The organism is Dehalococcoidia bacterium (assembly GCA_041653995.1).
Lineage (GTDB): Bacteria > Chloroflexota > Dehalococcoidia > GIF9 > UBA5629 > CAIMUM01.
Genome location: JBAZEK010000003.1, coordinates 272,802 through 295,574 on the forward strand (window position 1 = coordinate 272,802; position 22,773 = coordinate 295,574).

Sequence of the window (22,773 nt, forward strand, 5' to 3'; positions counted from 1 at the left end):
CGGGACATACTGCCGCGGCCGGTTCATCTACACGCTTGCTTAAAAGGGAGGTTTAATGCAGAAAATCGATTCGTCCGTATCCCCATACCGCTGGGTGGTGCTGGGAGTTTTCATGCTCAACATCGCCATGTCCCAGATCATGTGGATGACATTCGCTCCCATCGCCAGGGATGCGGCCGCCGTCTACAGCGGCGGAAATATCGACCTGATAGATCTGCTGGCCATACTGGCCATGCTCTCCTGGATCCCCTTCTGCCTGCCCGCCGCCTGGTGCATCGATAACCTCGGACTGAAGAAGGGGGTGGGGATCGGCGTCGTCCTGGTAGGGGTGTGCGGATTCATGCGAATTTTCGCGCCGGATTACGGCTGGATGCTGGCCTGCATGATCGGATGTGCCATCGCTCAACCGTTCTTGCTCAACGCCATTACCAAGGTGGCATCAAACTGGTTCCCCCAGAATGAAGAGGCGCTGGCGTCGGGACTTTTAACCATGTCCATGTTCATCGGATTTGCCGTCGTCATGTTCGCCACCGATTTCATCCTGGCGCATTATCGCAGCATCGGCGCGGTCAAGCAGGGCATCGATGTCATCCTCTGGGTCTACGGCATCCCTTCCCTGGCCGGCATGGTCCTGCATCTCCTATTGGTGAAAGATAAACCCTTGGTGCCGCCCAATCCCATCGCGGCCGAGAAAAAGGTCACCATGACCGTCGGGTTGAAAGCACTGTTTAAGAACCGCGACTTCCTCTTCCTGCTGGCGATCTTTTTGATAGGCGTGGGCGCGTTCAACGCCATCATGACCAAGATAGACTGGATCTTCAAGGAAAGGCCGCTGGACATCGACACGGCGCTGGCCACGGGTATCGTAGGGGGCATGATGGTGATCGGCGGCATGTGCGGGGCGGTGATACTGTCCGCACTGTCCGATAAGTTTCACAAAAGGAAGATATTTTTGATCCTGGCGGCCGGCATGGCTGTGCCGCTTTCCCTTTGCCTGCAGTATTTCACATCGATCTGGCTTTTAGGCGCCTGCGGCTTCGTATTCGGCTTCTTCCTCATCTCGGCCATGCCCATCGGACTAACTTACGCAGTGGAAAAGACCCATCCCGTGCCTGAGGCCACTTCCAACGGCATCCTTATGCTGGGTGGACAGATAAGCGGCCTTCCTATCGTGTTCCTCTTCAATATGACGGCCATCACCATACTCTTCGGGATTGCCTTTATACTGGCGCTGCTGCTTCACGATATAAAATCTCCCGCTGCAAATTCCTGATAGCTCAAGTTCTGCGCTACTTACCCCGGCTGAAGAGCGACGGCGCGATCAGTTTGCGCAGCTCTTCCACAACCAGCAATGCCAGCGCTATCAGGACGATGAATCCCCAGTCGGCGAGGCCCAGCGGCACCGTGTAGAAAACGTCCTGCAGCGGCGGCAGGTAGATCACCATTATCTGCAGCAGCACGGCCAGGGCAATGCCGCCTATCAGAGGAGGGTTGCTGAAGAATCCCAGCCTGAAGATAGACTGACGGTCGGAGCGGGCGTTCAGCGCATTGAACCACTGGAAAGCAACCAGCAGGGTAAAGGCGATAGTGCGCGCCTTTTCCAGCCCGGCGCCGGCCAGGGACCAGCCGAAAACCGAGAAGGTGATTATCGACATGACCAGGGCCATGAAGACGATTCTCCACAGCATGCCGTTATAGAGGATGCCCGATTTCGCCCTGCGCGGCGGCTCCGCCAGCACGTTGCTGTGTTTGGGCTCCATGCCCAGGGGAATGGTGCAGACGCCGTCGGTAACCAGGTTGACCCAGAGTATCTGAACCGCAACCAGGGGCAGCGGAAGACCTGCAATGATGGCAGCCATATAGGTGAACAACTCGCCGATGCTGGTGCTCAGCAGGTAGAAAACGGAGCGCCGGATATTGCTGAATATGACCCTGCCTTCCTCCACGGCAGCCACGATGGAGGCGAAATTATCGTCGGTCAGTACCATGTCGGCGGCCTCGCGCGCGACGTCGGTGCCCTTGATGCCCATGGCGATGCCGATATCGGCGGACCTCAGCGCCGGACCGTCATTGACGCCGTCCCCGGTCATGGCCACCGTGTACCCTTTCGACTTCAGCGTATCGACTATCCTGAGCTTGTGCATCGGCTCCACCCGGCCGAAGACGCTGATACGCTCGATGCGTTCCCGCAGCTCATCGTCGTTCAGCGCATCCAGCTCGAGGCCGGACAAAGCCTCACCCCCAGGCAGGCCGAGCTCCGAGGCGATCGCCACGGCTGTCGCCTTCTGGTCGCCGGTGATCATCACGACCTTGATGCCGGCCGCCCTGCAATCGGCCACGGCCTTCTTCGCCTCCGCCCTGGGAGGGTCGATCATACCGACCAGTGCAACCAGTACGAGAGCTCCGTCGAGAAATTCGTGTGACATCTTCTCCGGTGCGGGAGAGCAGTCGGCGTAGGCCAGGGCCAGCACCCTCAGCGCCCTGGAGGCCATTTCAAGATTTGCACGTTCGATCTCAGTTCGCCTCTCCTGCGTTAGATCGACCACCTCGCCGTTGACAAGCATGCGCCGGCTGAGCGCCAGTATCCTGTCCTCGGCCCCTTTCACGAACGTTATGGCCTTGCCGTCCACGCATGGATGCAGAGTGGCCATATAGCGTTTTTCGCTGGAGAAAGGAAGCTCGGCCAGCCGCGGCTGCTCCTTCTGCAGCGCATCCTGGCTCAATCCGCTTTTAAGGGCGGCCACCAGCAGAGCGCCCTCTGTTGGGTCGCCCATCAGTAAATATTTACCATCGTCGTGTTTAAGCGTGGAATCATTGCACAGGGCGCTGATCCTCAGCGCCAGCAGCAGGTCATCGTCCTTCCCGGGTCCCAGCTTGCGGCCGTTCTCGATGAACTCGCCCTCGGGACGATAGCCCGCGCCGGTGACCTGGATGGAGCGTCCCGCAAGATATATGCTGCGCACGGTCATCTCGCTCTCGGTCAGGGTACCGGTCTTGTCGGAGCAGATAACGTTGACCGCGCCCATGGTCTCAACGGCGGGCAGTTTCCTGATCAGTGCGTTCCTCTGAACCATGCGCCGGATGCCCAGCGCCAGCACCACCGTGACCATTACAGGCAGGCCTTCGGGGATGGCCGAGACCGCGGCGGCCACCGCCAGGGCGAACAGCTCGTCGAATGTATATCCTTTGGATACGCCGATAATGATCAGGGCTGTTATGATGGTGAGCACAAGAACGCCGATATAGCGGCCCAGCCGTGAAACATTGCGCTGCAGCGGAGTGGGCGGCGGTTTGACGTCCTGTATGCGGGCGGTGATCCTGCCTATCTCGGTGTTCATGCCGGTGGCGGTCACCACGGCGTAGCCGCGCCCGTTGACCACGGCGCAACCCATGTGAACCATGTTGCCCATATCGGCCACAGCGGCTTCACCCTCGATGGCAGCAGTGAATTTCTCCACCGGCACCGATTCACCTGTCAGGATGGATTCATCGATAGAAAGACTGGCTGATTCAATCAGCCTGGCATCGGACGGCACCTTATCACCCGCCTCAAGCAGTATCATATCGCCCGGGACCAGATGGACGGCGGCGGTATCCGTGATAGAACCGGAGCGCAGCACCTTTGCATGGGGTACGGCAAGTTTCTTGAGGGCTTCCATGGCGCGCTCGGCGCGCATCTCTTGAATGAACCCTATGACCGCGTTGACTGTCAGCACCACCAGTATCACGGCGGCGTCGGTGGGCTTTTGCATGACCACCAGCTCCACCAATGCGGCGATCAGCAATATATAGATGAGGGGGCTGGCGAACTGCCGCAGGAAGACTATGGCGGCCGGGATCCTGCCCTTCTCCTTGAGCTCGTTGGGGCCGTACTGGCTGAGCCGTACTGCCGCCTGCTCCTGGGAAAGACCCTGGCGGGTTGATTCGAGCCTGCTCAAAACCTCTTCGATTGAAAGATTATGCCATCTCATATTTGATCTCCACGGTATTACATGCCCGGTGAGCGCCGGTCGGCGAAAACAGATCGTAACCAGTATAGCAGACCTTGCTGCTGCAGTAACAAAAAGCCTTCTATATCACCATCGGCCAAGGTTGACTACGAGTTCGGATACGTTTGTTTTTCGCTTGACACCGGTCAACAGGCAGGATACAATCCCGCAGTGCTGGCCGGCAATTGTATTTCGCGCAATCGGTCCGGAATCCATATTTCAGGAGGTATTACAATGAAGAAGCTGATTTTCGTTGCGGTCGCACTGGTTATGCTGACCTCTTTAGTACCCTGGAGCAGTGTCAGTGCGGACGATCCTATACCGCCTCAACCGGTCTACGACATTGCCGTCAACAACGGCTGGGTGATCGACCCCATCAGCGGATTTCAGGGCATTGCAAACGTAGGCATTAAGGACGGAGCGATCGCCGCCATCACAGCGCCCGACCGCAAACTGGCGGGCGCCAGGGTTATCGACGCCACCGGCCTGATCGTGTCTCCCGGCTTCATCAATATACACGGCCACGGCACTGGCAACGGGGTCGCGGCCGAGCTTTATCTGCGGGACGGCATCACCACGGAGATCTCGGGCAACTGCGGCATAACGACACTGGGAAAATCCACCAAAAACCCGGTGCCTTTCTCCGAGGAGACCAAGAATGCCAGTACTTTTTCCGAGATAACACAGGTATGGGAAGACCATGGGTTGCTCAACAACGTCGCCTCCTATACCGGTCATAACACCTATAGGTCGCTGGTGGGCGTGCCCAACCGCAGGACACCGGCCACGCCCGAGCAACTGGAGAAGATGAAGGAGATGCTGCGCAAGGATATGCAGGACGGCGCACTGGGCGTAACCTTCGGACCGTACTATGGCCCGGGCGCAACCTACGCGGAGATGCTGGCGCTGGCCAAAGTGGCGGCTGAGTATGGCGGAGGTTCCGCGGCACACCTGAAGGAAGGATTCACCGCCAAAGGCGCGGTGGACTCGGTCAACCAGGGTATCAGCATCTCCAGGGACGCCGGTATACCCTTTATCCTCTCTCACGTTAGCCAGTGCCCCGCATTCGTCCCCAGGAGCTCGGGGCCGATCCTGGATGCCTTCTATGCGGCGCGCGCCGAGGGGCTGAAAATAGGCATGGACGCCTATCCCTTCGACACAACGGCAGTCATCACCACCTCGCCGCTGTTCGAATATCCCATCGAATTGCTGCTGGGTGTGGTAGAGTCGCCCATGACGGATTTCGCCGTGGCCTATCCCGTGGTGATAGACGGCAAAACATACATGGAATCCGAGCAGAAGTACGAGAGCATCGACCAGTTTAAATACGTACTCAAGAAGGCCCAGAAGGGGGAGATCATCGATCCCAAGGTAATGGTGCCGTTTTACAATCCCCCGGGTAAATTCGAGATCTGGATGAACAACCGCTATTTAATGATAGAGAACGACGGCTACGGCTGGTACAACGAGGAAACCAAAGAATTTGTGGGCGATCCCATCAACGTCGGTTCCTTCGCCAAGTTCCTGGGACAGCGCGTGCGTGACGAGGGCGCCTGCGACTGGCGCACCGCGATAGCCAGGGTATCCAGCGACGCCGCCTGTTTCCTGGGCCTGGATAAGAAGGGCAGGGTGCAGGTAGGCTGCGACGCGGACCTGACCCTGTTTGATCCCAACAAGATCAAGGACAATTCCACCTACAAGGATATCGGCCAGCCCTCCACCGGCGTACCCTATGTGATCGTCAACGGCGTGCTGGCAGTCGATAACAACGAGGTAACGGGCGCGACTGCGGGCAAGATCATCAAGCGCACCTGGAAGGTGCCCGGCGACTATGCCCACCTGGGCGCGCCGCCCACCAGCGATGTAAGCGTGCTCAACCCGCAGGCGCCATAGCGCGCAACCGCACCGGATATTAAGGAGAGATGGTATGAAAAAGACGTGGAAACCTGTAGCTGCAGGTATACTGGAGATAATCGCCGGAGGCCTGTCCGTGATAACAGGCTGCGGCCTCTACATGAGCGCGATAGTGGCCAATTTCCTGACCACGGTGCCGCCGCTGGTCTATGCCGTATTGACCTATCCCGTGCTCCCGCTGATCCTGCTGGGCCTGCTGGCCATCGCGGGAGGGGTCTGCGCACTGCTGCGCAAAGCATGGGGCCTGGCCCTGGCGGGAGCCATCGGGGGATTCTTCGTGGCTCCCCTGCTGTGCCTTTTCGCTATAATATTCACGGCAATCTCCAAAAAAGAATTTGCGTAGAGCCGCAGCTATAAAAATAGTCTGCAACAGGAGGTGTGATGTCTGAGCTCGCCAACGCCATAGCGGACCTCAAGGAAGACGAGGTCAAGCAGATCGTGCAGGACAGGCTGGCCTCGGGGGCGGATCCGATGTCGATCGTGGACGAGTGCCGCCGGGGCATGGAGATTATCGGCCAGCGCTACAAGGACAAAGAGTATTTCCTGGGCGAGCTGATCATGTCCGGGGAGATATTTAAGGAGGCCATGGCGGCCATCGAACCGAAGTTGAAGGCCGGCCAGGCAGGGAAAACGGTGGCCAGGATGGTGCTGGGCACCGCCAAAGGCGACATTCACAACATCGGCAAGGACATCGCGGCCACGCTGCTCAAGGCGGCCGGGTTCGAGATCTACGATCTGGGCACGGACGTGGCCCCCGAGGCCTTTATAAACAAGCTGAAGGAGACGGAGGCTCCCATACTGGGCATCTCCGGCATGCTCACGCCCTCCTTCGAGTCTATGAAGCAGACCGTCCAGGCGCTGGAGGCGGCCGGGCTTCGCAATAAGGTAAAGGTCATCATCGGCGGCGGCATCGTCACCGAGATGGTGCGCAAATACGTGGGCGCGGACGCCTTCACGGATGACGCGCCCGAAGGGGTCGAGCTCTGCAGGAAGCTGGCCGGGGCGGTGAAGTAGATGATTATAGAGACGATGACCCCCACCGAGCGCACATGGGCGGCCATCAAGCTCGAGCCGTGCGACCGCATACCGGTGGCGCCGCTGATGGACGTCATGTTCCCATCGCGCCACAAGGGCATGACGGTGGCCGAGGGCATCGCGCATCCGCGCAGGGGCTTCCAGGCCATCGTCGACACATTCGACGACGTGGGCGGATGGGACGCCATGATAATCCCGGGATACAGCCTGCCTGTACCCGACAGCATCGCAGCCGTAATGCAGGTGGTGATCGGCGACACCAGGTACCCCGGCAAAGAGCCGGGCTTTGCCGATAACTCCTCGCCCCAGTTCATAGAGAAGGAACTGCTGACCATCGAAGACTATGACCAGATGATAAAGTTGGGCTGGACGGGCTTCGCCGAAAAGAACCTCAGCCGCTTTTTCCCGCTGGACCCCGAGCTGCTGCTGGCCTGGACCAAAAGGCAGATGGAGCGCTATAAATCCGAGGGGGAGTTATGGAAGGCGCACAACATACCCTCGCTCTGCGGCGGAATGGTCATGTCGCCGCTGATGTTCCTCTCCACCAGGAGGTCGCTGGTCTCCTTTACGCAGGACCTCTACCGCATGCCCGATAAGGTGCAGGCCGTCATGGACGCCATGGTGGACGACCTGATCAAGTTTGCCATCGAGGCGGCGCATGCCACCGGCATACCGGGCGTGGAGCTGATACTGGAGCGGGGCGGATGTTTCTATTACCCGCTCAAGATGTTCGAGCGCTTCGAGTTCCGCTACATCAAGAAGATGGTGGACGCCTTCGCCGCCGAAGGGTTTATCACGGTCATGCATTTAGACCAGGACTGGACTCTCAACCTCCCTTACTTTCTGGACCTGCCCAGGAAGATGTGCGTCTGCGAGCTGGACAGCACCACGGACATCTTCAAGGCCAAGGAGATACTCAAGGACCACATGTGCATCATGGGTGACGTCCCCGCCTCTCTCAGCAGCATCGGCACGCCGGCGGAGATGACGGCCTACTGCGAGAAGCTGATCGACCAGATCGGAAAAGGCAGGACGGGATTCATTCTGAGCACGGGATGCACCATCCCCTTCGACACCAAGTTCGAGAACTTCCAGGCCATGGTCGATTCGGTCAAGAACCACCTGCCGCAGTAGCTGCCCACACCAATATTGTAGCTAAAAACCGCAACCCTGTTGCCGCCATGCATACGGGATCAGCCCGATTTCATCATCTGCAAAACACTGGAGGCGGCCTTCAGCATCTTATCGATATCTTGCTCTGTATGAGCGAGGGTGATGGAGGGAGCGCCGGTCGGGCTCATGAAGATGCCGTGTGCTATCATGCCGATGCAGAAGTTCAGCAGCTTGAGCAGGTCCTCGCTGTAGAAGTCACGCGAGTTGCGCGGCGCCTTATCGCTGAAATGAGGCCAGAAGCCGCGGCAGATGCCCATGAACTCACCGGTCACAGTGCATGAGATCCCTGCCTCGTCGAAGGCCTTCTGCAGACGGACGGACGCCAGCGATGCCAGCTCCTGTACATGACGGTAGTACTCGCCCTTCTCCAGCTCCGTCAGCAGTGCCAGCCCGGCGGCGACGCTCACCGGATGGCCCGAGGTCGAGCCGGCCACGCACACCTTATCGTGCATCCGTTCCATGCAGATGCAGCTCATTACATCCTTCCTGCCGCCCAGGACGCCCATGGGGAATCCACCGCCCACCGGCTTGGCCAGAACTGTCATGTCCGCGGTGATGCCGTATATCTCCTGCGCCCCACCCGGCACCAGGCGCAGGGCTGTGACGACCTCATCAAAAATCAAAAGAATGCCGTGCTTCGTGGCGGTATCTTTGACGGCCTGCATGTAGCTTTTATCGGCCGGTATCATGCCGCCGTGCACCAGCACCGGCTCGACCATGACGGCAGCCAGTTCGCCGGCGTGCTTTGCGATAATCCTGATCGTGTCCTCAATATTGTTGAAGGGAAGGATCACGATCTGCTCAAGCATATGGGCGGGCAGGTCCGTATGCCAGGGAGTGCATCTGGGCTCCTCAGCCGGTCCGCAGGCGGGGCCTGCCGGCTCGATGGAAACCAGCATCTCCTGCGCCTGTCCGTGGTAGCCACCCTCGAACTTGGCTATTTTGCAGCGTCCGGTGAATTTACGCGCCAGGCGGATGGCTGCCTGGTTGGCCTCGGAGCCGCTGGGCAGGAAGCGTATCAACTCCATGCCGGGCATGAATTTGCGCAGCAATAAGGCCAGTTTTATCTCGTTCTCGCAGGCTACCGAGGCGGGCAACCCCTCTTTCAGTGCCGATTCGACCGCCTGCAGGATAACCGGTGAGCGGTGGCCCAGCAGCACGGTGCCCGCACCGCAGAAGAAGTCGACGTATTCATGGCCGTCCACGTCGTAGAGCTTCGAGCCCTGCGCCCGCTGCATGTAAACCGGATAAGGCCAGTAGCATTGCATATCCCCGCCGCCGCCGTCTGGCAGCACCTGCCGGCCGGATTCCCACAGCGCTCGCGATTTCGCCGTTCTCGATAGGAAAAGCTCCAGTATCTGCTTGTTAAAAATATCCATTTGGCCTACCTCCGAATCAGATTTTAGGATTACCTATTGCATCAGGTTTAATCGTCGGCGCGCTACCTCCGCCTCATTCATAATCCTATCGATGAGTTCCTTTACTGTGGGGATATCGTGAATAAGGCCAACGCATTGACCTACGGAGATAGGTCCTTTTGTAAGATCTCCCTGCTCCACGGCCTGACGCATGTTTTCACCACTAATCACCGTCAGCAGTTGTTTTAGATCCGCTCCCGACGCCTCCATCTCCAATATCTTATCCGCAACTTCGGTATGCAGGTATCTGACCGGGTCGCGCAGCGAACGCAGGCACACTGTGGTGTCAGTTTCCCGGGCTTTAACGCAAACCTCTTTAATGTTGGGATGTATGGGGCATTCCCCAGTCACGAAAAAACGTGTGCCCATGAGAACAGCTTCAGCGCCCAGAACAAGTGCTGCCACCAGGCCTTTGCCGTCAACGAACCCGCCGGCAGCAACGACCGGTATCTTGACCTCCTGGATGGTCCGCTGAATTAGTATGAGAGAAGTTACATCGCCCATGCCTGCATGTCCGGCGCATTCCATTCCTTCAACAGCTACAGCATCGGCGCCAGCCCGCTCAGCAGCAAGCGCATGCCTGACAGTGGTGGCCTTATGCAGGCAGGTTATACCGGCTTGATGGAGCCGGCCGATGACCTCCGGTTGAACGGGGCCGACAGTCTCGATAATCTTAACCCGTTCTTCAATTATAGCTTCTATAAACTGGTCATTGGGTATCTCCCTCGATGCCGGAAGATAGACCAGTTGCACGGCAAATGGATTATCCGTCATTCTTCTTGTCTTCCTGATCTCATCCCTGAGCTCTTCTTTGGAATTCAAACATACAGAGTTTAACATCCCCAGTGCCCCGGCATTGCTGACCTCGGACACGAATTCAGCCAAACTCAAATAGAGCATGGAGCCCTGGATGATCGGGTAGCGGATGCCTAATATTTGGGTGATCCTGGTTTTAAACACGTAACCCCACGGGGCAATTCATTTTCTGTCGCCTCCCTTCCCTGCTGGGCGAGCCTTTGCTGCCCTGGCAGAGTAAGGGCATACGAACGCTTCCTGCTTTTTATCTAATGACTTGATCGCTCCGTAGATCATCTCCGTCAAATCCTCGGCCATGTTGGACATATGCGTGGCTGTTCCTGAGTTGGTTCCCACCAGTGAAAATATGCATATATGCCTCAACGCACCGAAATACATCATTTCAAGGACCCGTATATTCAGGTCGCGGCTTATCTCGCCCGATCTCTGCCCCTCCTTGATTATGTCCTTGAATAACCTGCCGGTGAGCACAGCGGTCTCCCATGCCCTGCGCGATTTTTTCCACATTGTTGGAGAAGTAGTGATATAAAGTGTCCAAGCAATGGAATTGTCACGATCATACAGATCAAGATAAAACCAGGTCATCTTCCTCAATTTGTTGAGCACACCCTTAATGCCGACCAGATGATTGCGCAAATCGAGATCCATCTGCCTGATCTTCTCAACGGTAATGGCGTCCAGCATATCCTCCTTGCTTTTGAAATGCTTGTAGATGCTGGCCGGAGAGATGCCGGAGGCCCTGGCGATATCGCGGATGGTGGCCGTGGTGAAATCAACGTTATTGAAAACGGAAAAGGCAGCTTCGATGATCCTTTCCCTGGTAATTCCCTGTGCACGCTTGCTCTTTGTCCGATTCATCACATATCCCAGATACGAAAGATAATTTTCCGTACATGTTTGTTTTTAGCCGTTAAGTTTATTCTTATTTAAAAAATCCTGTCAAATCAACGCGCTATCACCCGGCTATTGACAAGCATATAAACTGTGTGTTAATCTACCTTTCAGTAAACAATGTTTACTCAGGGCATGTAGAGGCAGAATAAGGCTGAGTCATTTACTAAATTACGTTTTATTCTCATTTTAGTAAACATTGTATATATTTGCAACCGGGCTGCAGTGCCAGCGGGCGATAGTACATCCTGATCTCGCGCGACAGAAGGGTTGGTAAGATGAGTATCTTCGGGGAAAAACACGATATCTTCAGGAAGAACGTACAGCGTTTTGTGGCTTCTGAGATCAATCCGCACATGAGCAGGTGGGAAAAGGACGAGTATTTCCCGGTGGAGCTGATGCCGAAACTCGGTGGTATGGGCTGTCTGGGCATCACCTTTCCCGAGGCATACGGCGGCGGGTGCGAGGATTGGACCATGTCACTGGTATTCCACGAGGAGCTGGCCCGGTCCACCGGCATGGGCATCCCCATAAGCATTACGGCGCATACGGACATGTCTTTGCCACATATTGCGCGGCTAGGGACAGCTGAACAAAAAAAGAAATACCTGGCCCCAGCCATCAAGGGAGAAAAGCTGGCAGGAGTTTGGGTTACAGAGCCATATTGCGGCTCCGATGTTGCAGCCATCAAGACCACTGCTCAAAGGTCCGGCGATCACTATATAGTGAATGGCAGCAAGCAGTTCTCAACTAACGCACTTAAAGGCGATTTCGGAATAATGCTGGTCAGAACGGGAGAGGCTGATTCGGGACACCGGGGGCTCACCATGCTAATCGTTGAGACATCGACACCGGGATTCAAGGCGGCGCCCATCAGTAAGATGGCTTTGAGAAGCGGGGATACGGGGACGATATATCTGGATAACGTCCGCGTGCCTGTAGAGAACCGCCTGGATGAAGAAAATAGGGGTTTTTATAACCAGATGATAGGCTTCGAAAGGGAGAGACTGTCGCTTGCCGCTACTGCGGTGGGCTCCGTCCAGGTCGCTCTGGATGAGGCGGTGAGCTACGCCAGGGAGAGAAAGGCTTTCGGGCGACCGATAGGCAAGTTTCAGGTTATAACTCATCGGCTGGTCGATATCGCGGTTAAATTGGAGGCCGCCAGGCAGCTCATGTACAGGGCGGTCGAGATGTTCTGCGGTGGCGTGGAGGGCAAGCAGGATACCGCTACGAAAAAGATGTGCTATATGGCAAAACTGTTTGCCACCGACGTAGCTCAAGAACTCGTTAGCAGCGCTGCCCAGGTTTTCGGAGGTTCTGTGGTGGACAACGACCTTATCGTTTCAAGGTTATATAGAGATATCAGGATAGGCACCCTGGGGGGAGGCACGTCCGAAATTATGAAAAATATTATAGGAGGTCTTATGGGGCTTTAATTCAAATATCGCTCTGACCATTGTTTGAATCATTGAAAATATTTACAGGAGGTAATTTATGAGCAGTGCAGAAACGGGACCCCTGCCATCCAATAAATTAAAAACGAGCATAACCAACCTACTCCCGGGAAAGATACTGGTGCGGGGTTACCCATTGCAGGAGCTGATAGGAAACATCAACTACGGGGAAGTGCTATACCTTTGCCTCAAGGGTGAATTGCCCGATAAAAATACAGCCATGATGCTGAATGCCCTGCTCTTAGGCATAACGGATCACGGCCTGGTGAGTGCTGCAAGCCCGCCGGCCAGGATCGTATGCGCAGGCAACCCCGATCCGATCAAGGGGCTCTGTGCCGGCATACTGAGTATAGGCGTCGTCACAGGATCACCCAAGGAGTCAGCGCGCTTCATCAACGGCGCCTACAGCATGATGAAGGAGCAAAACCTCACACCGGAACAGGCGGCCGACAAGATCGTTGACGATTATACCGCCAACAGAAAAAGGCTGCTGGGTGTGGGGCATCCGCTTTTCAAGGACGCCGATATCAGGGCGGCGCGGTTGAGGGAGATAGCAGCTCAGACCGGGTTCATCGGGGATAAGCTTAAGCTGTTCGAGCTGATACACCAAAAATATCTGCAGAAGCTGGGTAAGAAAAACCTGGTGATAAATGTCGACGGCATGATGGCCGCCATCATGTGCGAGATGGGTTTCGATGAGGACATGATCGACATCATCGCGGTGCTGTCATACCTGCCCGGAATATGCGCGCATACTTATGAGGAACTGAAGGAGAAGACCGGCATGGGACTGGTCTTTCAGCTGGCAATGGCCTTCGAATATGCCGGGCCTGAGGAGCGGCACCTGCCCAAAGACAGGCAAAGCTGAGAAATAGCTGGAAGTATCTGAACAGATTAATTCGTTAAGGAGAAAGTATCACATGGGTAAATATTTTGAGGATATAAATGTCGGGGATAAATGGACGACTCCGGCAAGGACAGTAGAGGCAGCCGACATCATCAATTTCGCAGGCATCTCTTCGGATTGGAATCCGCTGCATACTGATGAGGAATACGCCAAGAAGATATTCGGTGGCCGCATAGCGCACGGTCTGCTGGTACTAGCCATCGCATCCGGTCTCACGGCCAGAGGCGGCAGCCTGCGGGATATCGAGGATACCATTATTGCCTTCCTGGGTATTTCCAGCCTGAAGTTCATGAATCCCACCAGGATCGGGGACACCATACACCTCGAAGAGGAGATAACAAATAAGCGTGAGACCAAGAGCCCTGAGCGAGGCGTGATCACCGTTAAATGGACCATTAAAAACCAGAAGGGTGAGCCGGCCATGGAGGCCGAAGCAAGTTCGCTGGTAAGGAGGAGGCAGTAAATCGATAAAATAAACGGTTAAAGTAAGAACATGGCTAAACCCTTATTAAGAACAAAACTTTGCGATTTATTCGATATCGAGTATCCCATCGTACTAGCCGGGATGGGTGACGTTATCAGGGATTACACGGTATCCACCGGAAAACTGTGCGCTGCTGTTTCCAACGCTGGAGGTCTGGGTATGATCGGCGGCGGAACCATGAGCGCAGCCCAGCTACGGCACGAGATCAGAGACGCTAAAAGCCAGACTAGGAAACCATTCGGGGTCGACCTGATATTCCCGGCCGGACCGCCTGTCGAAGGCACGGTATCCGAGATTCAGGCGAAGCTGCCTGCCGATCTGACCAGCTTTATCGACGTGTGGTATGAACAGTACCAGGTACCCCACGAGAAAGGCCCCGAGGTCAAGATTTTCGATGAAGATCTGGCCATGCAGCAGTGGAAGGTCGTTGTCGACGAAGGCATAAAGACCATCGCTCTCGGTCTGGGTACGCCCGACTGGATCATTCCAGAGGCTCACGGCAGGGGTATGAAGGTGATGTGCCTGGTGGGTAACGTCAGGCAGGCCTCCAGGCTGGCCGCCATGGGCGCGGACCTGGTAATAGCGCAGGGACATGAGGCCGGCGGGCACACCGGCAGGATCGGCCTGATGTCATTGCTGCCGGCGATCATTGCAGCCGTCAGTCCGGTTCCTGTACTTGCTGCGGGAGGCATCGTGATCGGCAGCCAGCTCGCCGCCGCACTGGCCATGGGAGCTGTGGGCGTATGGGTGGGCACAGCCTTTGAGGCCACCTCTGAGTCTCCCATCACCGACCTGGGCAAACAGAAGCTTGTGGAAGCGGACGAAGAAAGCGCACGAATCTCAAAAATTTACACTGGCAAAACAGCCCGCACGCTGCGCAATCCCTTCACGGATAGCTGGGACAAGGCGGGAATACGTACGTTGCCTATGCCCTATCAGAATTATCTGGTAAGGGATTTCTTTTACTCGCTTGAGAGGAACAGGCCTGAACTGATCTTTGTGGGCTCGGGGCAGGGCGTGGGCCTGATAAAAAAGATCAGGAGTGCACAAGAAGTTGTTGATGACTTCGTGCAGGACGCAATCGATATCCTTAAAAAAAGGTTGCCGGCCGAAGTAACTATATAAAATTAAGAAGGAGGTGAGAGGTCATGGCGAAAAAAATGGTATTTCAGGGATCATCCATGGAGTGGCAGCTCAATCTTTACAAGATCATAGAACGCGGTGTCCGTTATTTCCCCAAACAGGAGATAGTCTTCCAAACTTACGATAAGGGCGTGCAAAGGTATACCTATGCAGACCTGTACAAGCGGGCCTGCAGTATGGCCAACGCGTTAAAGAACCTGGGGCTGAAGCCGGGAGGTCGGGTTACCGTATGCGGGACCAATATAGTTGAGGTATTCGAGAGCCATATGGCCATCCTGCTGGCGGGTGGCGTCGTAAACAGCACCAATCCGCGGTTTTCAGTCGATTACATCATGAAAGGCATCAACCGTATGGAGGATAGCATTGCGATCGTCGACCGTTTACTGGTGCCTCTCTTCGAGAAGATGGCGCCGCAATTGAAGACGATCAAGCATTATATCATAATCCCCGATAAGGTCGAGACTACACTGAAACCTGCCTACTCCTTTGCCGAACTTTGTGAATCCACATCAACAACACTGGACCTGGATGCGCTGTTCGACACCAATGAATACGAAGCAGCTTTTCATCAATGCACCACCGGGACCACGGGAACCCCTAAAGCCTGTGTTTTCTCCCACCGTGGATGCTATCTCCAAATTCTTGGGCAATGCATGACAGATGCGCATGGCTTTACACAAAATGACACAATCTTGCATGTAATTCCCTCGTATCACGGTTTCTGGTTTTACCACTTCACAGGGTGGCTGCTGGGAATGAAGCAGGTCTTTATCGGCCCAATGTTCGACCCCAACCTGGTAATGAAATTGATTCAAGATGAGAAGGTGACCTGTACAGGCGGGACTCCTGAGGTGTGGACAATGGCGCTGAACTTCATGAAAATGCAGAAAGCCAAGGGTGTTACATATGACCTGAGCAGCCTGAACCGCATATTTTTGGCAGGCACTGCGCCGCCGGTTTCGCTGCAGAAGGATTTTGAGGCGATGGGCATCAAACCACTGCACGTGTTCGGCATGACGGAAATGAACGGCCCGCATGGAACATCCAGCAAGCCCAAGCCGTATTTCAAACTCTCCCAGGACGAGCGTTATGAGCTGATGAAAAAGCAGGGGCTGCCACTGCCGCTGGTACAGGTCAAAGGTCTGGATGACAAGGACAAGGAGATTCCATGGAATGGTACAACTATCGGCGAGTTGTGTCTTAAGGGAGGCTCAGTATTACGTAACCACTATGCCATGGAGGAGGAATCCAAAGCTCTGTGGACCAAAGACGGCTGGTTCCGCAGCGGGGACTTAATAACCATTGATCCCGAAGGGTACATGACCATCATGGACCGTAAAAAGGACCTGATCAAGACGGGAGGCGAATTCATCTCCACCATCGAGCTCGGCGCCAATATATTCGCACATCCCAAGGTAGCTGAGGCGGCAGTGGTCGGCGTGTCTCATCCCAAGTGGGGTGAACGCCCGCTGGCTCTGGTCGTACCTCAGGCAGCCAACAAGGGGGATATCACTGAAGAGGAGATATTGAAATTCATTCAACCCAACGTACCCGGCTGGTGGTTGCCCGACGAAATCCTTTTCGTGGATGAGATACCCAAAACCAGCGTAGGCAAGATCGACAAATCCGCGATAAAGGTAAAGTATAAGGACCATAAGCTGCCCGAAGTACCCCTATACAAGACTCTATTCGGCAAATAAGTTATAGCACTGAGGACAAACCTTCCATAACTGCAACCTCATCCGGCCCCGCAGTTGACCGCCTGCGGGGCCGGCAAAAAATGACGTATAAATCAGGCACAGGCCTAAGGCGCGGCGCTCCAGTCGTAGACTATGCCGTTGGCTATGGTGAACGCCACTTTCCGCATAGCTTCTAGGTCCCTGAGCAGGTTCCCGTCCACGATATTGAATACGTTCCTGATGGGAGCATCGCCCATCAGCAGAATCACTTTATTTGCCTTAAGATGATATCTGAATATACTCGCATTCATCAACAATCTCTTTATTTGCACGCAACCTGCCGTATTACCAAGGTACCATCGACATTTAAACCCCGGGCTGATATGCTGCAACGTACATCGAGAGAAGAGGAGAAGTGGAATGAAGTCATGCTTTTCAGCCGCGTTGCTCGTGCTGGTTACGCTGGCCGTCAGCGCCGGATGCATAGTGCCCGTCGATCAGACTCAGCGGCCCGAGGAGCCGGCGGCGGTGATACCGCAGGCGGACATCAATATCACCATCGGACCTACTACGGGCGCTGTGATACGTCCCCTGCTGGGCGTCAACATCGGCCCCATACCGGCGGGTAACGACCCGGCCAACGCCGATCTGACCGCCGCCTACCAGGGTATCGGCGTAAACCTGATACGCACCCATGACTATTACAATGCTCTGGACATGTCCGTGATGTATCCGGATATGACGGCCGACCCGGCCCTGGTTCAATCCTACGATTTCAGCCGCAGCGACCAGGTCTGGAGGTCCATCACCTCCGGCGGGTTCGAGCCCTATCTGCGCCTGGGCGACTCGTACAACAACTCCAGGCCGCCCGCCAACGCGACCGAACGGTCCAACTGGGTTAAAGCATCGCTGGAGGTGCTGCGACACTACCGGACGGGCAGGTGGAACGGCTTCAATACGCCCTTTCGCTACGTTGAGATCTGGAACGAGCCTGACAACGCGCAGTTCTGGCCCAGGCCGCATACACCAATCGAGTATTTCCAGCTCTACTGCGACACGGCGCGTGCGATCAAGAGCGAGTTCCCCGACCTGAAGGTGGGAGGTCCGGGCGTGACGCCGGCCGGCGCGCTGACGCCGCAGGGGAGAAAATGGACGCAGGACTTCCTGGCTTTCGTCCGTCAGAGCAACGCGCCGCTGGACTTCTTCTCCTGGCACATGTATTCCAACAGCCCTCAGCAGTACGCCGAGGCCGCCGCGTTCTACCGCTCCTCGCTGGATGCCAGGGGATTCGCGCAGACGACCAAACATATCACGGAATGGAACACCGAGATAAAGCGCAGCCAGGACAGCAGCGCCGATTCAGTCGCGCTGCGCACCGGCGCCAGGGGCGCCGCCATCCTGACCGCCTGCTGGATCGAGCTGCAGAACCAGAGCGATATGGATGTGTCCACCTTCTACCGCGGCCCGGATCCGGATATCAAAGCGCCTACCTTCTACGGCCTGTTCTACGCCGACGGCAGGCCGAAGTCCATCGCTTCGGCCTTCTCGCTCTGGTACAAAATGTCCGGTTATTCAACGCGGCTGGATACCGAGATGCCTCAGAGCAGTCCGTTGTACGTGCTGGCCGGGCGCAACGGCGCGGGACAGGCGGCCCTGCTCATAGCAAATCCGGGCAGCGAGCCGATCACTCCGCTTATCGGCTTCTCCGACGGGCGGCAGATCGGGCAGATCTACCTGGATACGGTCAGCGGCTCCAACCAGCAGGTGCAGACCAGCACGCTGAGCAGCCCGGCGCTCGAAATCGGCGCCGAGAGCGTGCAGCTTCTCATATTCGATTAGCAGGCTGCGGGTTCGGAGGGCGCTTGCAGAAGGCCGGCCTTCAGCCGTCTTCCCGCAGCAGTATCGCAGCAAGCTCTTCAGGATGAGATACCATGCATAAGTGATCCGATTTCAACTCGAAGTAATCCCAGTTATCCTGTTTGGCATGTTCGGCCACATAACTGACAAACGGCAGGCATACAGTCAGGAATTCGCTCAGAGTGCAATGTACATATATCTTGGGTATCTTTTTTATTTTTGCAGCGTCAAAAAATAGCGGCCCGATGAAGGGCCTGTCGGGCGTCAGGCCGGCATAGCTTTTATAACTGACACCGCTCAGTTCGAACATGTCAAACAGCGACTTCCCGTTTTCAGGTATTGACGAATCAACGTACACCAGGTGTTTGATTACTCCCGGCAGTTTATCTGCAACTCCGGTGATGATAAAAGAAGCGTAGCTGTGCCCGACCAGTATTACATCACCCAGTTGCCCGTTATCCATCAGAGAGCACACTTCCGAGATATGATCCTCCAGACTGCAGGTATCCGAAGCTGATAAAGTCGGGGCAAAGGCTTTATGTCCTCTGTTTTGTAGCAAAGCAACTACTTTATCCCATACCGAACCACTGTTACCCCCACCATGTCCGCCGTGTACCAATACGTAATTCGCCAAACTCTACTCTCCTTGCTGCTTTTCCCAGTCTCATGATATCATGCTCATCTACCTCATAAGTAAAGCTCAATCGCTATACTAAAACCGTAGCCACAATACTCTGCCAATTGGTACAGCAAGGAATTATTTAAATCCGTCACAACGGGTAGTTTAGGTTGGGCGCAGAGTTTCAAGTTCAAGGGCATAAAAAATAACCAGCCCTGCTACGTCGTTTTGGTATAAGGCCAGATTTCACGGCTGAAAAAGGCCAGTGAAAGGCTATTGACTTCGCCTTGTTATCGCCATATACTTACGCTTTATTCTTTGGGAAGTTTAAAGCGGCTGGGGGGAAGTATGAATGAATCAGATCTGCTCAAGGTGGCCGACCTGAATCTCATCGAGTTCTGGCGGGAGAGTTCGAGATGGATTCCTAATACAGAGATCGTCGAGAAACACGGAACCGTATTCATAGATTGCGGCATCGATTTCCCCGGATGCAGCCTTGTGTTCAACCTGTCGGAGGATCCGGAACAACCCGCGGAATTTATTGCCCGCGCCAAAGCCTTTTTCTCCGGCAGAAAGCGCGGCTTCTCAGTCATACTGCGGGGCCATCGTGACCGGGACATTATTCAATACTGCAAAGAACAGAAAATATTCCTGGTCGGCGATCCGCTCGGCATGGTTCTGGAAAGAAAAGCGAAAGGCGGAGAAAAGCCCCCAGGAGCGGAACTGCGCTGGGTCAGCAGCGGCGGTGGACTACAGGACTTCAGGTCGGTTGCGGCGGAATCATTTTTAGACCTGTTATTTCCACGGGAGGTAAGCGAGGCTTATTTCACGCATGTTGAGCGCGTGCTGAGCCCGTTTTCAATACTGGCAACGGTCTATTACGAAGACGAGCCCGCATGTTGCGCCATGACCATGCTCAGCCACGGCATCGGCGGGATCTACTGGGTGGGCACGACCAGGAAAGCGCGCGGCAAAGGCCTGGCCAAATACTGCGTGCAGGAAGTTAGCAACGCCGCGATCGACATGGGCGCAAGGGTGGTTGTACTGCAGGCAAGCCATTTCGGAAGCCCTGTATATCCCAAGATCGGCTATCGCGAGTTCAGCACATATCCTCACTTTATATGCTCGAGCAGATGAGCATAGGCGCCGGGAGTGTGCAGCTTCTCCTCATCGATTAACCGGCTGCGGCTGCACGGGTAGTATAATGTGAGTGTCAGATAATCAGCCTGACGGCACAGGAATAGCCAGCATGCGCAGTACCCCTATGAGGCCGGGAAAATTCACCTATTCCCCCCACGCGCCTGTAGAGAGGACCAGAATCACTCTCGGCTTGATCAGGCGTGTTTTCGGCTATGCCCGCCCCTATCTGTGGTTGCTCCTGGGGCTACTGTTCATCACGCTGGCTTCCACCGGCCTGTCTTTGCTGACACCCCTTATCTTGCGCCAGTTGATCGACCAGACTCTCCCGGCACGGGATTTGCAGCAACTTATCTGGCTATCACTGGGCCTGCTGGCAATCCCGCTGTCAAACGGCGGCCTGCACGTATGGCAAAGGCAGGTCAACGCCCGGGTGGGCGAAGGCATAGTATATGACCTGCGGGCTGAGCTGTTCTCGCACCTGCAGCGGATGTCGCTCAGTTTTTTCACGCATACTAAAATCGGCGAGTTGATGAGCCGCCTGAACAATGACGTGGTAGGCGCGCAAAATGCCATCAGCAACACGTTCATCAACTTCATCATCAGCCTGATCCAGGCGACGCTGGTGCTGGCTGTGATGTTTACGCTGGAATGGCGACTGACATTGGTCAGCATTGCCGTATTGCCGCTTTTCCTGATCGCGGCGCGCAACCTGGGGAGCCGCCTGCAGGATATCGCCCGTTTGCAGCTCAATCTCATAGCCAAAATGAACGCGGTGATGAACGAATTGCTTAACATCAGCGGCTCTTTACTGGTTAAGCTTTTTGGGCGTACGGCTGAGGAAGATCAGCGTTTCCGGGAACGCGCGGGGGATGTCCGCAACATCGGTGTGCGCCGCGCGGTAACAGGCACCCTCTTCTTCGTCAGCGTAGGATTACTGAGTTCAGTCGGCGTCGCTCTGGTATACGGCATAGGCGGCTTCCTGGTCATTCAGCAGGAGCTGACCATCGGCACCATCGTAGCCCTTTGTGCGTATTTGAGCAGCCTGTACGGCGCTCTTCAGGGCCTGACCAACGCGCCGGTTGATTTTGCCACCTCTATGGTAAGCTTTGAGCGCGTATTTGAAGTGCTGGACCTGCCTCTGGAGATAAAGGAGAAGCCCGACGCCCATGTTCTAAAGAACACCCGGGGCGTGCTGGAGTTCGACGATGTGAGTTTCCGCTATGCAGTGGACGATAAGGGACTGCTGAAGGATGTGCAGCGCTTCGGGCAGATCCAGGATGTCCGCGCCGTGCTGTCGGGCGATGCTTCCGTAAAAGGCGGGAGCGATGAAAACGGCAACGGGGACGAGAGTTTATCAGCGCTCTCACAGGCGAGGGAGCAAACGCTGGAGCATATATCATTCAGGGCTGATCCCGGCCATCTGGTGGCGCTGGTCGGGCAGAGCGGGGCGGGAAAAACGACACTGACTTATCTCATCCCCCGTCTGTACGACCCGAATCAGGGGCGAATATTGATTGACGATTATGATTTGAGAGACGTGACACTTGCATCACTGGCGGGGCAAATCGGCATGGTTACCCAGGAAACCTACCTATTCCACGATACCGTCCGTGTTAACCTGCTTTATGCCAGGTCGGATGCCACACAGCAGGAGGTCGAAGCGGCGGCACGGGCGGCCAACATCCACGATTTTATTATGGAGCTGCCGGACCGCTATGAGACGATCGTCGGCGAGCGCGGTTACCGCTTCAGCGGTGGTGAGAAACAGAGGCTGGCGCTGGCACGTGTGATTTTGAAGGATCCACGTATTTTAGTACTTGACGAAGCGACCAGCTCGCTCGACAGCGAGTCGGAAGCGCTGATACAGGACGCGCTCAAGCACGTCATGACCGACAGGACAAGCATTGTTATTGCCCACCGTCTGAGCACTATACTGTCGGCCGATTTGATACTGGTAATGGACCGCGGCCGGATTGTTGAGCGCGGCACGCACGTAGAGCTGCTGGCGAAAGAGGGATTATATGCCCGGCTGTATCAAACCCAGTTTCGTACCAAGCAGGGTAAAAAAGCGGAATAATACCCGGCACGGCCCGGTATACCCGGAAAACACAACGCGGCTGGTGTGAAGTATGGCTGGATTATCAAAACCCATAACCAGTATCACCGGAAGGGCGTAATGAAGTACGTCGAAAAAGGTTCATTCGGATGGGATGCTGAAGAGGCGCGCGGCGCTGTGCCGCGGTTGATGTAGTTG

The 22,773-nt window shown here is 55.6% G+C and carries 20 protein-coding genes; 14 read left to right on the top strand and 6 right to left on the bottom strand.

What is annotated here, in order from left to right:
- Positions 1-55: 55 nt before the first annotated feature.
- A complete protein-coding gene (locus WC359_10445) occupies positions 56-1,273 on the top strand; it encodes an MFS transporter (protein ID MFA5400850.1) in 1,218 nt (405 codons plus the stop codon).
- Positions 1,274-1,289: 16 nt separating this feature from the next.
- Here the strand turns inward: WC359_10445 and WC359_10450 are convergent, their stop codons facing one another.
- On the bottom strand, positions 1,290-3,971 hold the full coding sequence (locus tag WC359_10450; protein ID MFA5400851.1) for an HAD-IC family P-type ATPase: 2,682 nt from the start codon (positions 3,969-3,971) through the stop codon (positions 1,290-1,292).
- 252 nt (positions 3,972-4,223) lie between these two features.
- Here WC359_10450 and WC359_10455 point away from each other — a divergent pair, with 252 nt between their 5' ends.
- From WC359_10455 to WC359_10470, 4 genes are read left to right on the top strand one after another with little or no spacing between them, the layout of a single operon-like run.
- Positions 4,224-5,882: an amidohydrolase family protein gene (locus tag WC359_10455; protein MFA5400852.1), complete on the top strand. Its 1,659-nt coding sequence runs from the start codon at positions 4,224-4,226 to the stop codon at positions 5,880-5,882.
- Positions 5,883-5,916: 34 nt separating this feature from the next.
- Positions 5,917-6,246, top strand: coding sequence for a hypothetical protein (locus tag WC359_10460; GenBank protein ID MFA5400853.1), 330 nt, complete (start codon positions 5,917-5,919; stop codon positions 6,244-6,246).
- A 38-nt stretch (positions 6,247-6,284) separates the two neighbouring features.
- Positions 6,285-6,917 carry a cobalamin-dependent protein gene (locus WC359_10465; GenBank protein ID MFA5400854.1) on the top strand — a complete coding sequence of 211 codons (633 nt, stop codon included), beginning with the start codon at positions 6,285-6,287 and terminating at the stop codon, positions 6,915-6,917.
- Positions 6,918-8,072 (top strand): uroporphyrinogen decarboxylase family protein, encoded by a 1,155-nt coding sequence (locus WC359_10470; GenBank protein MFA5400855.1) that lies wholly within the window; start codon positions 6,918-6,920, stop codon positions 8,070-8,072.
- A 59-nt stretch (positions 8,073-8,131) separates the two neighbouring features.
- On the opposite strand, the gene WC359_10475 is transcribed toward WC359_10470, so the two are convergent.
- From WC359_10475 to WC359_10485, 3 genes are read right to left on the bottom strand one after another with little or no spacing between them, the layout of a single operon-like run.
- Positions 8,132-9,490: an aminotransferase class III-fold pyridoxal phosphate-dependent enzyme gene (locus tag WC359_10475; protein MFA5400856.1), complete on the bottom strand. Its 1,359-nt coding sequence runs from the start codon at positions 9,488-9,490 to the stop codon at positions 8,132-8,134.
- Between the two features lie 33 nt (positions 9,491-9,523).
- A complete protein-coding gene (locus tag WC359_10480; protein MFA5400857.1) occupies positions 9,524-10,489 on the bottom strand; it encodes a nitronate monooxygenase family protein in 966 nt (321 codons plus the stop codon).
- A gap of 18 nt (positions 10,490-10,507) precedes the next feature.
- Positions 10,508-11,203 (bottom strand): TetR/AcrR family transcriptional regulator, encoded by a 696-nt coding sequence (locus tag WC359_10485; GenBank protein MFA5400858.1) that lies wholly within the window; start codon positions 11,201-11,203, stop codon positions 10,508-10,510.
- 311 nt (positions 11,204-11,514) lie between these two features.
- Between WC359_10485 and WC359_10490 the strand changes: the two genes are divergently transcribed.
- Genes WC359_10490 through WC359_10510 form a run of 5 tightly spaced genes read left to right on the top strand, consistent with a single transcriptional unit; the run spans position 11,515 to position 16,924 of the window.
- Entirely contained in the window at positions 11,515-12,672 is a 1,158-nt protein-coding gene (locus WC359_10490) for an acyl-CoA dehydrogenase family protein (GenBank protein ID MFA5400859.1), read from the top strand.
- A 58-nt stretch (positions 12,673-12,730) separates the two neighbouring features.
- Entirely contained in the window at positions 12,731-13,558 is an 828-nt protein-coding gene (locus WC359_10495) for a citrate/2-methylcitrate synthase (GenBank protein MFA5400860.1), read from the top strand.
- A gap of 52 nt (positions 13,559-13,610) precedes the next feature.
- Positions 13,611-14,060, top strand: coding sequence for a MaoC/PaaZ C-terminal domain-containing protein (locus tag WC359_10500; GenBank protein MFA5400861.1), 450 nt, complete (start codon positions 13,611-13,613; stop codon positions 14,058-14,060).
- A gap of 30 nt (positions 14,061-14,090) precedes the next feature.
- A complete protein-coding gene (locus tag WC359_10505) occupies positions 14,091-15,206 on the top strand; it encodes a nitronate monooxygenase family protein (protein ID MFA5400862.1) in 1,116 nt (371 codons plus the stop codon).
- Between the two features lie 23 nt (positions 15,207-15,229).
- Positions 15,230-16,924, top strand: a complete 1,695-nt coding sequence (locus WC359_10510; protein MFA5400863.1) for an AMP-binding protein — start codon at positions 15,230-15,232, stop codon at positions 16,922-16,924.
- Positions 16,925-17,028: 104 nt separating this feature from the next.
- Here WC359_10510 and WC359_10515 read toward each other — a convergent pair whose 3' ends face one another.
- Positions 17,029-17,214 carry a hypothetical protein gene (locus WC359_10515; protein MFA5400864.1) on the bottom strand — a complete coding sequence of 62 codons (186 nt, stop codon included), beginning with the start codon at positions 17,212-17,214 and terminating at the stop codon, positions 17,029-17,031.
- Between the two features lie 109 nt (positions 17,215-17,323).
- On the opposite strand from WC359_10515, the gene WC359_10520 reads away from it, so the two are divergent.
- Positions 17,324-18,742, top strand: a complete 1,419-nt coding sequence (locus WC359_10520; GenBank protein ID MFA5400865.1) for a hypothetical protein — start codon at positions 17,324-17,326, stop codon at positions 18,740-18,742.
- Between the two features lie 40 nt (positions 18,743-18,782).
- Here the strand turns inward: WC359_10520 and WC359_10525 are convergent, their stop codons facing one another.
- Positions 18,783-19,394: an alpha/beta hydrolase gene (locus tag WC359_10525; protein MFA5400866.1), complete on the bottom strand. Its 612-nt coding sequence runs from the start codon at positions 19,392-19,394 to the stop codon at positions 18,783-18,785.
- Between the two features lie 333 nt (positions 19,395-19,727).
- On the opposite strand from WC359_10525, the gene WC359_10530 reads away from it, so the two are divergent.
- The 3 genes from WC359_10530 (at position 19,728) to WC359_10540 (ending at position 22,770) form a co-directional block, all read left to right on the top strand.
- On the top strand, positions 19,728-20,516 hold the full coding sequence (locus WC359_10530; GenBank protein MFA5400867.1) for a hypothetical protein: 789 nt from the start codon (positions 19,728-19,730) through the stop codon (positions 20,514-20,516).
- A gap of 73 nt (positions 20,517-20,589) precedes the next feature.
- Positions 20,590-22,596, top strand: a complete 2,007-nt coding sequence (locus WC359_10535) for an ABC transporter ATP-binding protein (GenBank protein ID MFA5400868.1) — start codon at positions 20,590-20,592, stop codon at positions 22,594-22,596.
- A 45-nt stretch (positions 22,597-22,641) separates the two neighbouring features.
- A complete protein-coding gene (locus WC359_10540; GenBank protein MFA5400869.1) occupies positions 22,642-22,770 on the top strand; it encodes a hypothetical protein in 129 nt (42 codons plus the stop codon).
- Positions 22,771-22,773 lie beyond the last annotated feature (3 nt).